8 protein-coding genes are annotated in these 12408 nt (G+C 63.4%); all 8 read right to left on the bottom strand.

Annotation, left to right across the window (positions count from 1 at the left end; genetic code table 11):
- Positions 1–36: 36 nt before the first annotated feature.
- Entirely contained in the window at positions 37–948 is a 912-nt protein-coding gene (prmC, locus tag IV500_RS18035; protein ID WP_196398204.1) for a peptide chain release factor N(5)-glutamine methyltransferase, read from the bottom strand.
- A complete protein-coding gene (gene prfA, locus IV500_RS18030) occupies positions 949–2022 on the bottom strand; it encodes a peptide chain release factor 1 (protein WP_196398203.1) in 1074 nt (357 codons plus the stop codon).
- A 219-nt stretch (positions 2023–2241) separates the two neighbouring features.
- A complete protein-coding gene (gene rho, locus IV500_RS18025; RefSeq protein WP_196398202.1) occupies positions 2242–4785 on the bottom strand; it encodes a transcription termination factor Rho in 2544 nt (847 codons plus the stop codon).
- A 313-nt stretch (positions 4786–5098) separates the two neighbouring features.
- Entirely contained in the window at positions 5099–6133 is a 1035-nt protein-coding gene (gene thrB, locus IV500_RS18020) for a homoserine kinase (RefSeq protein ID WP_196398201.1), read from the bottom strand.
- Positions 6120–7256: a threonine synthase gene (gene thrC / locus IV500_RS18015; protein ID WP_196398200.1), complete on the bottom strand. Its 1137-nt coding sequence runs from the start codon at positions 7254–7256 to the stop codon at positions 6120–6122. Before thrC ends, thrB begins: the two co-directional genes overlap by 14 nt.
- Positions 7256–8635, bottom strand: a complete 1380-nt coding sequence (locus IV500_RS18010; RefSeq protein ID WP_230855148.1) for a homoserine dehydrogenase — start codon at positions 8633–8635, stop codon at positions 7256–7258. The genes thrC and IV500_RS18010 overlap by 1 nt, the downstream gene beginning before the upstream one ends.
- Positions 8636–8777: 142 nt before the next feature.
- Positions 8778–10433 (bottom strand): diaminopimelate decarboxylase family protein, encoded by a 1656-nt coding sequence (locus IV500_RS18005; RefSeq protein WP_196398199.1) that lies wholly within the window; start codon positions 10431–10433, stop codon positions 8778–8780.
- A 6-nt stretch (positions 10434–10439) separates the two neighbouring features.
- The gene (argS, locus tag IV500_RS18000; RefSeq protein WP_196398198.1) at positions 10440–12086 is read right to left on the bottom strand and encodes an arginine--tRNA ligase; all 1647 of its coding nucleotides are present in this window, start codon (positions 12084–12086) and stop codon (positions 10440–10442) included.
- Between the last annotated feature and the right edge of the window lie 322 nt (positions 12087–12408).

The following is a 12408-nucleotide window of genomic DNA, read 5'->3' as shown; positions in this document are numbered from 1 at the left end:
GCTGATCGTCGGACGTGCAGTTATAGGATGTCGTACTCACGTAGCCATTCTTTCATCATCAGGTGCTTCACCGGCACGGATGGCGCTGGTAGCCCGGTCCCGGCCGTTGAGGTCGGGGTGGGTCCTGACATCGGACCAGCAGCCGGATTTCCGCAGCAGCGCCGCCATCTGCGCACTCTGCACCTCGGCATGTTCCAGGACAAAATATCCCCCCGGCTTCAACAGTCTGGCGGCCGTCGCAGCCGCTGCCGACGGGAGGTCCATGCCGTCATCGCCGCCGCCGTATAGCGCCGGATACGGATCATATTTTGCCACTTCCGGCTCACGCGGCACCGCTCCTGCCGGGATGTAGGGCGGGTTGGACACCACTACGTCGGCGGAACCGTCAAGTTCGGGGAAGGCCGTCCGCAGGTCGCCCTGCACCAGGATAACCGGGAGCTTCGCCAGATTGCGCTCGGCAAATGTGTGGGCTTCCGGGCTCAGTTCGACGGCGTACACCCGAGCCCGCGGAACTTCAAGCGCCAGCGAGCCGGCAATGGCACCGGATCCCGTACCAAGATCCACCACGACCGGTGCTTGCGGACTTAACGTAGTCTGTTCTGCCGCGCTAAGTAGTTCAGCCAGCCGGTCCACGGCCAGCTGGACCACGGATTCCGTCTCCGGCCGGGGAATAAAGACTCCCGGTCCCACGGCAAGTTCCAGATAGCGGAAATACGCCACCCCGGTCAGATGCTGCAGCGGAACCCGCTGGGAGCGCTGTTGAACCAGTGCATCGTAGCCACTGGGTTCGGGTGCGTCTGCGAGCATTAGGGCCCGCAATCGGCCCAGTCCCACACCCATCAGGTGGTCAGCCAGCAGCTCTGCATCGACCCGGGGGGAGGGCACACCTGCGGCAGTCAGCACGGCTGTGGCTGCGGCGACGGCCTGTGCCAGCGTTCGCTGCGCCACTTAGTCGCCGATGGCGTCCAGCCGCGCCTGCTCGTCCATTTCAATGGCCGATTGCACTACCGGTTCCAGATCTCCGTTCATCACCTGGTCAAGGTTGTAGGCCTTGTACCCGGTCCGGTGATCGGCAATGCGGTTTTCCGGATAGTTGTAGGTGCGGATTCGCTCGGACCGGTCCATCGTCCTGATCTGGGACTTGCGGACCGCCGAGTTTTCGGCATCGACGATGGCCTGCTGGTGCGCCAGGATACGGGCCCGCAGCACGCGCATTCCGGCCTCTTTGTTCTGCAGCTGCGACTTCTCATTCTGCATTGCCACCACGATTCCGGTGGGCAGGTGCGTGATGCGGACGGCAGAGTCGGTCGTATTGACGGACTGCCCACCAGGACCGGAAGAGCGGTAGACGTCGATTTTCAGGTCGTTCTGGCTGATTGCGACCTCTTCGGGCTCATCCACCTCGGGCAGCACCAGCACTCCGGCAGCCGAGGTATGGATCCGTCCCTGTGACTCGGTGACCGGCACCCGCTGGACGCGGTGTACGCCGCCCTCAAACTTCAGCCGGGCAAAGACGCCTTCGGCCGGATCATTGGAGCGGCCCTTGACGGCAATCGAAATATCTTTGTACCCGCCAAGATCGGACTCCGTGGCCGAAATAATCTCCGTCTTCCAGCCCCGATTCTCCGCATAGCGGGTGTACATCCGGACCAGGTCAGCCGCGAACAGTGCGGACTCGTCACCACCCTCGCCTGCCTTGACCTCAAGAATTACGTCCCGTGCGTCATCGGGATCGCGCGGGATCAGCAGCCGGCGCAGTTTCTCCTGGGCCACCAGCAGCGACTCCTCCAGGACGGGAACCTCGGCAGCGAATTCGGCGTCTTCGGCAGCCATTTCCTGCGCAGCCGCCAGATCGTCGGTGAGCGTTTCTACCTGATGGTAACCCTCAACGATCCCGCTCAGCTCCGCGTAACGCCGGCCCAGCTTGCGGGCCAGCCCCTGATCCGCATGCACAGCGGGATCGCTGAGGCGCAGCTGAAGTTCCGCATGCTCATCCAATAGCCCCTGGATGGATTCAAACATATTCAAACCTCTTTCGACTCACACCTGAGTCTAATGACGACTACGGAATACCACCGGACACCGGCAGGAATGACAAAGCCGCCGTCGTTGTGATGGAGGCCAGCAAGCGGCTTCGGGCATCCGCGACGGTCCGCTGACTGCTCCCAGTGCGAACTTGCGGCATCGGGAGCAGTCAGGCACGCGCGGCCCCCATCACAACGGAGGCGGCTTAGGCACTGACTATTTGTCGTCGTCGGACTTTACGCCCAGCGTCGTCTTCTGCACCTGCATCAGGAACTCCACGTTGGAGCCCGTCTCACGCATCTTGGTCATCAGCAGTTCAAGCGACTGCTGCATTTCCAGACCCGACAGGACCCGGCGCAGCTTCCACATGATCTTGACCTCGTCCGGGGACAGCAGGTTCTCCTCGCGGCGCGTACCGGACGCGTTCACGTCCACGGCCGGGAAGATGCGCTTATCCGCCAGCTGGCGGGACAGGCGGAGCTCCATATTGCCGGTGCCCTTGAACTCCTCGAAGATAACCTCGTCTGCCTTGGAGCCGGTTTCCACCAGTGCCGTAGCCAAAATGGTCAGCGAGCCGCCGTTTTCAATATTGCGGGCCGCACCGAAGAAGCGCTTCGGCGGGTACAGCGCGGCCGCGTCGACACCACCGGAGAGAATGCGTCCGGAGGAAGGAGCGGAGTTGTTGTACGCGCGGCCCAGTCGGGTCATCGAATCCAGCAGCACCACCACGTCCATACCCATTTCCACCAGGCGTTTGGCGCGCTCGATGGACAGCTCCGCCACCTGCGTGTGGTCCGTAGCAGGACGGTCGAAGGTGGAGGCAATGACCTCACCCTTGACGGTGCGCTGCATGTCCGTGACTTCTTCCGGGCGCTCGTCCACCAGCACCATCATGAGGTGGACCTCGGGATTATTAATGGTGATCGCATTGGCGATTGCCTGCAGGATGAGCGTCTTTCCGGCCTTCGGCGGGGAGACAATCAGCCCGCGCTGACCCTTTCCGATCGGGGCCACCAGGTCGATGACGCGAGGGCCGATCTTCTTGGGGTCCGTTTCCAGGCGCAGCCGCTCGGACGGGTACAGCGGAACCAGCTTGGAGAACTCGACGCGGTCCTTGAGTTCCTCGGGCGTCTTGCCGTTCACACTGGTAACGCGGACCAAAGCGTTAAACTTCTGGCGTGCGCTCTGGCCCGTGTTCTGGCTCCTGTCCTCGCCTTCGCGAGGTGCCCGGATAGCGCCGACGACGGCGTCACCCTTACGCAGGTTGTACTTCTTCACCTGAGCGAGGGAGACATACACATCGTTGGAGCCGGGCAGGTAGCCGGAAGTCCGCACGAATGCATAGCTGTCGAGCAGGTCCAGGATGCCGGCGACGGGCAGCAGCACGTCGTCTTCGGTTACCTCGACATCGTCAAAGTCCGGACCCTGGTTGCGGCCACGGCGGCGTTCGTTGCGGTCATTACGGTCATTACGATCGCGGAAACGGTCATTGCGCGGGTTGCTGTCCTGGCCGCCGGAGCGGTCATTCCTATCCCGGCGGGTGCGACGGTTGCGGCTATTACGCGAGCCGTCTTCATCGTCATTGCGCTGATTGTCGTTGCGCTGATTGTCGTTGCGGTTGTTGTCACTGCGGTTGCTGTCACTGCGCTGATTATCACTGCGGTTGCTGTCACTGCGCTGATTATCACTGCGGTTGTTGTCACTGCGGTTGTTGTCACTGCGGTTGTTGTCACTGCGCTGATTATCACTGCGGTTGCCGTCGTTGCGGTTGCGCTGGCCGCGCTGATTGCGCTGGGCGTCCTGGTTCCGCTGATCGTTGCTGTCGGTGGATTCCCCGGCAGCATTATCCCCGGCGTTCTTATCCGGAGCAGTGTTCCCCGAAGAAGTATTGTCCGGGGCAACCTGCTGCTGGGCCGGAGCCGAGGTTTCCGGCTGAGTCTCCGTGCCTGACTGAGAGCGATCGTTGCGGGCTTCGCCGTTGCGTCTGTTACGGGAACGCGACGGACGGCGGTTGCCGCTCTCGTTTTGCGCACCATCGTTTTGCGCACCATCGTTTTGCGCACCATCAGAGCCGGCCGCGACGTCGGACTTGGCCGCGACGTCGGACTTGGCCGCGGAGTCAGTGTTCCGTACTGCACGATCGCCCTGCCCGGCCATACCGGACTGAGCGTCGGCACCGGACTGGTCCGCGCCGGCAGCGGAGGCAATGACGCCGTCGCTCACGGCACGCCTGCTGCGGCCACGGCCTCGTGCCGGGCGATCAGTCTGCGCTTCGGACGGGGCTTCGGGAGCGGCATCGCTCCCGGCACCGGCGCCGGCGTCGGACTGTGCGCCAGCATCGGGTGACTGCTGGTCCTGCACCGTGCCATTCGCGGACGAGCCGTTTTGTGAGGCTGCATTCCGGGCGGAACCACTGCGGGCCGAACCGTTCCGGCTTCCCCTGGTGCCTGCGCGCTTAACCGGCTCGCCGTCGGATGCTGCCGCCGGCTCTGTTCCGGTCAACTGGCTCTTGCCCGACTCGGCTTCGGCTGCGGGCTTTGCGGCGCGGTCCGCCACAGAAGAGCCGCGCTGGTGGTCTGAAATTGCGGAAACAAGGTCGCCCTTGCGCATCCGCGAGCCGCCGGTGATGCCGAGCTGACCGGCCAGCGTCTGAAGCTGAGCCAGCTTAAGGCCGGCCAGTCCAGTGCTCTTTGCAGGTGCTGCATCAGCTGAATTGACGGTATCGCTCAAACCTTCAGTCAGGTTTGTAGTGTCTGTCACGAAGGATCCTTCCCCCTCGAGGGCGATCTGCACTGAGATCGCGGTGATTGGTCCCGGGCCATCGCCTGTTGCGTCTATTGCGCAGCAGGCTGTGCGGTCTGGTCTCCGTGCCCCGTCACCGTAGATAGTGGCAGGGCCGGTAGTGGAACACCTTCTGGGCTGTCATCGTTTCACCCGGCAGCGGGTGCAGTTCCCCACAAAATTGTTCTGTGGATATGGCGATAGGCCTGTGAAGGTGGCATCGGCAAAAACTCGGCAATTCACGCGCGATAGAAATTAGCGTTACAGCTGCATGTTTTACGCTAGGCGGTTGCTACCACCGATGTAGCTCTACTTTAGCACCATCGGAGTCAATATTGAGTCTCAGGACGCGCCATTGCGCGTATGTTTCCACCCCGGGGCGGGACTGTGATTCCGGCAGCGCACCGAAAGCTGTAATGAAATCCACGGCCTGCTGTGCTTCGGACTCGCCGTCGGCCAGTGTCATCACCGTAGGACCGGCACCGGAAATGAACGCTGCGAATCCGCGGGCCCGCAATCCGGCCATCAGGGCAGCGCTGCCAGCCATCGCGGACGAACGGAACGACTGGTGCAGATAGTCTTCCGTTGCCGCCAGCAGCAGCGCAGGGTCATCTCTTAGCGCGTGGATCAGCAGCGCGGTCCGTCCGGCATTGGCCGCAGCGTCAGCATGCGGAACAGCCGTCGGCAACATGGCACGCGCAGTCTCGGTGGAAAGCTCGACGGCGGGAACGGCGGCGATCGGGATCACCCGCGGCGACGGCAGGACGCGCGCGGAACGGTATCTGCGACCCTCCCGCCATGAAATGGCGACGGCGCCGAAAATTGCCGGCGCCACGTTGTCCGGGTGCCCCTCCAGCTCGGAGGTCAGCTGAAAAATCCACTGCGTATCCTGCCGGGCCGATTCAGGGACCAACTCGTTGGCCGCCGTCACTGCAGCAACAATTGCCGAGGCGGATGAGCCGAGCCCGCGGCCGTGCGGAAGGACGTTGTCGGCAGTTATTTTCAGACCGGACCGGCGGTACCCGAGCCTGCTAAACGCCGCTTCCATGGCGCGGACCACCAGATGTGAGCCATCGCGGGGCAGTGCCTCAGCACCCTCACCGCGGAGCTCGAAGCGCAACTCCTGCCCCCCGCCATCCTCGGCATTACCGTCGAATGTTTCCACCGTCAGCGAGTCATACAGCGTGACCGCCATGCCAAGACTGTCGAAGCCCGGACCTAGGTTGGCCGTGGTGGCCGGCACCCGGACGATGACACGTTGACCAGGTTCAATGACCGGACCGGCGGGGGCGGGAATGCTTTCCGCCACTGCGTTAGCGCGTGCCATCGTCGACGCCGGCTCCAGCCTCGCCTTCCAATCCAAGAGCGGCGGCAACGGTGACGACGTCGAACCCCACTCTCTGCGGCTCTATCGAACTGCCGTCGGCGTTCTTCAAGGCCCAGTCAGGATCCTTCAGGCCATGCCCGGTCACCGTGATGACAATCGTCTTGCCGGAGGGAACTTCCCCCGCCGCATGCTTCTTCAACAGGCCGGCAACTCCCGCCGCTGAGGCCGGCTCGACGAAGACTCCCTCTTTAGCTGACAGCCAGCGGTGCGCCTGCAGAATCTGCTCATCGGTGACGGAGTCGATCAGGCCACCGGACTCATCCCGGGCGGCAACAGCCAGATCCCAGGACGCCGGATTGCCGATCCGGATGGCAGTGGCGATGGTGTCCGGTTCGGTAATCGGATGACCGGCAACGAAGGGAGCTGCTCCGGCCGCCTGAAAACCCCACATGATCGGAGTCTTCGTCGAAACCGCCGGCAGCGTGCCCGCCGTCGCAGATTCGTAAGGTGCGCAGTATTCCTTGTAGCCCTTCCAATAGGCGCTGATATTGCCGGCATTGCCCACCGGAAGCACATGGATGTCCGGGGCATCGCCGAGGCTGTCCACAACCTCGAAGGCTCCGGTTTTTTGCCCCTCAATCCGTGCCGGATTAACCGAGTTGACCAAGAAGACCGGGTAGGAGTCCGCCAGCTTGCGAGCCACATCCAGGCAGTTATCGAAATTGCCGTCGACCTGCAGCAAGGTGGCGCCATGGGCCACCGCCTGGCTGAGTTTACCCATCGAAATTTTGCCGGCCGGCACCAGCACGGCGCATGTGAGACCTGCCGCTGTCGCATAGGCGGCGGCAGAGGCCGAGGTGTTCCCCGTGGAGGCGCAGACCACGGCCTTGGCACCGGCGGCAACGGCCGCCGTCATGGCCATAGTCATACCCCGGTCCTTGAAACTCCCGGTTGGGTTCATCCCCTCGACCTTGAGGTACACCTCGGAGCCGGTCAGCGCGGACAGCGCCTGAGCGCGCACCAATGGGGTGCCGCCCTCCCCCAATGTGATCACCCGCGTTGTCTCGGTTACCGGCAAACGTGCTGCATATTCGCGGACTACACCGCGCCATTGATGAGCCATTAGACTCCCTCCACCCTTAGTACGCTTGTTACTGAATTGATAATGTCCAGCTTGCCGATCGCCTGGACGGTGGCCGCAAGCGCGGCTTCGGAAGCACGGTGAGTGACGATCCGCAGTTCCGCCGAACCTGCCGTCACATTTGCTTCCGTGCCCGCTGCCGTTCTGGACGTGGACGCCGGAATGTCCCGGTGAATGGTCTGCTTCATCGTTTCAATGGACACCTGGCGTTCCGCGAAGAGCTGCGCAATCCTGGCCAGCACCCCCGGCTGATCCGCAACGTCCAGTCCGATGCAGTAGCTGGTCTGCACCGCGTCGATCCCGAGTGCCCGGACCTGCCCGGTGGTGGTTTCGGTGCGTCCCGGGCCACCGAGGACCAACCGGCGCGCAGCGGAGACGACATCGCCCAGGACGGCTGAGGCGGTTGCAGTGCCGCCGGCACCTTGGCCATAGAACATCAGCTCACCGGCGGATTCGGCCTCGATGAACACCGCGTTGAAGGCCCCGCGAACGGCGGCGAGCGGATGCTCCCGCGGCAACAGCGTTGGGTGCACCCGGACGCTCACACCCTCCGTGCCGCCGTCGGACGGGACGTTCGCACCCTCCGTGCCGCCGTCGAACGGTACCATGCCGGCCGGAACGGACAACTTCTCCGCGATGGCCAGCAGCTTGATAACAAAGCCGACATCCCTGGCGGCGGAAATATCCGCAGCGGTGACCGAGGTGATTCCCTCGCAGTGCACATTTTCCAGGGCAAAGCGGGTATGGAAGGACAGCGAGGCAAGGATCGCCGCCTTGGCGGCCGCATCGTGGCCCTCCACGTCAGCGGTGGGATCCGCTTCGGCGTATCCGAGCCGCTGCGCTTCCGTCAGCGCGTCGTCAAACTGCGCGCCGGTGGAATCCATCTGATCCAAAATGAAGTTGGTGGTGCCGTTGACAATGCCCAGCACCCGGGTGATCTTATCCCCGGCCAGGCTGTCGCGGATGGGGCGCAGGATCGGAATCGCCCCGGCCACGGCTGCCTCATAAGAAAGCTGCACACCGGCGGCGTCGGCCTTCTCATACAGCGTCGGTCCGTCCGCCGCCAGCAGCGCCTTGTTTCCCGTGACGACGCAGGCCCCGTGCTCAATGGCGCTCAAGATCAAGGTCCGCGCTGGCTCGATTCCACCGAGCAGTTCGATCACAATGTCCGCATTCGTCACCAGCGCGGACGCATCCGTGGTGAACAGCTCCCTCGGCAGTTCCACGTCACGCCGAGCGTCAATATTGCGGACCGCGATGCCGGAAAGCTCCAGGCGCGCACCGGTGCGGGCCGCCAAGGCGTCGGCATCGTGGAGCAGAATACGCGCCACTTGCGACCCAACATTGCCGCAGCCCAGCAGGGCAACTCTGAGGATCCTGGTGCGTGGCGCCTGATCCGCCGATGCGGATGGCGCCGGTGCCGACTGGGGTTGCGTCCTTGGTCGTTGCGTTGATGGTTCCGTCCCTGCGCCGGAGGGCGGAGAGGTTTCGAGCTGCGTCAAGTTATTCGGCCCCTAAATCGCGTGCCAGTAGATCATCTTCTGTTTCCCCGCGCACTATCAGCCGCGCGGAGCCGTCCCGAACGGCCACCACCGGCGGCCGGGGAACGTAATTGTAGTTACTGGCCAAAGCCCAGCAGTAAGCGCCCGTTCCGGGAACTGCAAGCAAATCCCCGGCTGCGACGTCATCGGGCAGATATACATCTCTAACAACAATGTCACCGCTCTCGCAATGTTTACCCACCACGCGGGAGAGCACGGGCGCCGCTGTCGAGCTGCGGCCGGCCAGGACGGCCGAATAATCCGCGTCATAGAGCACCGGGCGGGCATTGTCACTCATGCCACCGTCCACCGACACATACCGTCGAGGCCGCGTAACCTGCGCGTCATCTTGCGGGTCGTCTTGCGGGCGGGCACCTTGTGGGTCGACGTCTTTAGGGCCTGCGGTCCTTTGTGTTCCGGTGGCAGAAAGTTCTACCTTGACGGTCTTGAGCGTGCCCGTCTCGTACAGGGTGAAAGTAGTACTGCCGACAATGGCACGGCCGGGCTCGATCGAGATCCGCGGCGCGGTAATGCCCAGTGCCGCGCAGGTGGAACGGACGACGGCGGCCATCGCCTGCGCAATCTGTGCCGCCGGACGCGGGGTGTCCGCAGCGGTGTATGCAATACCGTAGCCGCCTCCCAGATCCAGCTCCGGTAGGACCAGGGAATACTTGCTGCGCATCTGTGCGAGGAACGTCAGCAGCCGCCGGGCTGCCAGCTCAAAGCCTTCCGGCTCGAAAATCTGCGACCCAATATGGCAGTGCAGGCCGAGCAGTTCGATTCCCGGATCCGCCGCAGCCATCGCCACTGCCTGTTCCGCCGCACTCACTCCACCCGAAACGCCGGCGCCCGCGTTGGGGCCGTCTCCGGGAGCTGTGCCTACGCCAGGCACCTCAGGTGGCAGAGAATCTGCTGCCATGGAGAGGCCGAATTTCTGGTCCTCATGAGCCGTGGCGATGAATTCGTGCGTGTGGGCGTGCACTCCGGGGGTCAGCCGCAGCAATACTTTGGCTATTTCCCCGCGTCGGCGGGCAATGCTTCCTACCCGCTCGAGTTCGTCGAGGCTGTCCACCACAATCCGCCCAAGATGCATCTGAAGCGCGCGGTTGATCTCGGCGTCGGACTTATTGTTTCCGTGCAGACCCAGCTTCTCCCCGGTCAGCCCGGCGCGCGCGGCCACGGCCAGTTCGCCGCCGGAACAGGTATCCAGACGCAGGCCCTCGCTATCAACCCAGCGGGCAATTTCAATGCTCAAGAAGGCCTTGCCCGCATAGTAGACGTCGACGCCGCCGCAGATATCCGCGAAAGCCGCATCGAATGAGTCTTTGAAATCCCGGGCCCGGCGACGGAAGTCCGCCTCAGAGATAACAAAAAGGGGCGTACCGAATTCCTTGTGCAGGTCCGCCGCCGCGACCCCGGCGACGGTGAGCTGCCCGGACGTGTCCCGAACGACGTCGTGCGCCCACAGTGATGGCGTGAGCTCGTTGACATCGGCCGGGAACGGCAGCCACCCGGGAGCCAGCTCCGAGGCACCCACAACGGCGGAAGCCGAGGCTGCCGTGAGCCCCACGACGGAGGCACGGTTTGCAGCGGATGCTGCGGATTTCCCGTCAGCCATAGCCGGTTACATCCTCTCCGGCGCGGAAACACCCAACAGCCCCAGCCCATTGGCCAGCACCTGCCCGGTGGCGTCATTGAGCCACAGCCGGGTCCGGTTAACGTCCGTGATTTCCGCATCCCCCACGGGGGTAACTCGGCAGGAGTCATACCAGCGGTGATACGAACCGGAAATGACCTCCAGATGACGGGCCACCCGGTGCGGCTCGCGGAAGCGCGCTGCATCGGCAACCACCGAGGGGTAAGCGCCCAGTTGGGCCAGCAGCTCGGATTCGCTCGCGTGGTTCAGTGCGCCAGCGTCAAACGCCGTCCGCTGCACTGAAGCCGCCGCGGCATTACGGGACACGGCGCTGGTGCGCGCGTGCGCATACTGCACGTAGAACACCGGGTTTTCGTTCGTGTTCTTCTGCAGCACCTCAGGCTCCAGCGACATCGGCGAATTTGCCGGCGAGCGGCCCAGCGAGTAGCGCAAGGCGTCCGCACCGAGCCAGTTCAGCAGATCCCGCAGCTCCACAATGTTGCCGGCGCGCTTGGATAGCCGGGCTCCGTTGACCGAAACCATCTGGCCGATCAGCACCTCGATATTGACGTCCGGGTCATCTCCCGCGCACGCCGCAATGGCCTTGAGACGGCCAATGTAACCGTGGTGGTCCGCCCCCAGCAGATAAATCTTCTCGGTGAATCCACGGTCTTTCTTCGACAGGTAATAGGCGGCGTCGGCGGCGAAATACGTCGGCTCGCCGTTGGCCCTGATCAGCACCCGGTCCTTGTCATCGCCGAAGTCGGTGGTCCGCAACCAAACCGCACCGTCCTGGTCAAAAACGTGGCCCTGAGCGCGCAACCTCTCCACAGCGGCTTCAATTGCACCATTGTGCAGGTCCTGCTCGGTGAAGTAAACGTCAAATTCCACGCCGAAATCCGCCAGCGTTTCTCTGATATCAGCCATCTGTGCCTGGTAAGCGGCCGCACGCACCACGGGAAGCGCTGCCTCATCCGTAAGCTCACGGACGTCCGGATGATCGGTGAGCACCGTCGCGGCCAGGTCGTCAATGTAGCGGCCGGGATAGCCGCCCTCCGGCGTGGGCTTCCCCTGGATGGACGCCAGCACGGACGCGCCAAAGTTATTCATCTGTGAGCCTGCATCATTGACGTAGTACTCCTTGGTTACCTGCGCGCCACTGGCTGCCAGCACGCGGGCAATGGAATCGCCGACGGCGGCCCACCGGGTATGTGCCAGGTGCAGCGGACCGGTGGGGTTAGCGGAGACAAATTCCATATTGATCACATGGCCGGCCAGCGCATCATTGACTCCGTAGTCTTTGCCGGTCTCCACGATGTGCTTCGCCAGGGCTCCGGCTGCCGCGGCCTCCACTGTAATGTTCAAGAACCCGGGACCGGCAATATCGACCTTGGCCACGCCGGCGATCTCTGCCAGCCGCGTACTCAGGATCTCGGCGACCTTCCGCGGCGGTAAACCTGCAGGCTTGGCCAGCTGTAGCGCAATGCTGGTCGCCCAGTCCCCGTGTTCGCGGCTCTTCGGGCGCTCCACCCGTACCTGATTCGGGATGGTGCCGGCAGGAACGGCAAGGTCCCCGGCGTCGACGGCGGCAATAAGGCAAGCGGTAATGGCGGCAGAAAGTTCGTCAGGAGTCACCTGCCAATCATAAGGTGGGCCGTACTGGCGCCCCCAATCGCGCCGTCACGCACTCACGCGGGCAGCAATCGACGGTACACCAACCGACCACGCTTGTCGGCTGCAGTCGCCGGCCAGTGGCAGTGCAGGGAGCGTGGAGACCCCGGGGCCCACGCACTGTGAAAACCTGCATCGAGAGTCAGAAAAAACCCGTATCCACAGGGCCGGATACTATTGCGTGTTCGAGTTGACAACGCTAAACTGAATATATGTTCGATAGCAGCAGAACAGGTTCCGACAACAGCGAAACGCAGCACGCTTCGCCGGCACCCTCCGCTTCGCC

It is taken from the genome of Arthrobacter terrae, from assembly GCF_015708085.1.
Taxonomy (GTDB): Bacteria; Actinomycetota; Actinomycetes; order Actinomycetales; family Micrococcaceae; genus Arthrobacter_M; species Arthrobacter_M terrae.
The sequence above is the reverse complement of the archived record's forward strand: the minus strand, read 5'-3'. Positions and strand labels throughout refer to the sequence as shown.

Bases quoted from the DNA above. Each gene is read 5' to 3' on its own strand.
- prfA (WP_196398203.1), bottom strand. From the start codon at position 2,022: ATGTTTGAATCCATCCAGGGGCTATTGGATGAGCATGCGGAACTTCAG.
- thrB (WP_196398201.1), bottom strand. From the start codon at position 6,133: ATGGCACGCGCTAACGCAGTGGCGGAAAGCATTCCCGCCCCCGCCGGT.
- thrC (WP_196398200.1), bottom strand. From the start codon at position 7,256: ATGGCTCATCAATGGCGCGGTGTAGTCCGCGAATATGCAGCACGTTTG.
- IV500_RS18005 (WP_196398199.1), bottom strand. From the start codon at position 10,433: ATGGCTGACGGGAAATCCGCAGCATCCGCTGCAAACCGTGCCTCCGTC.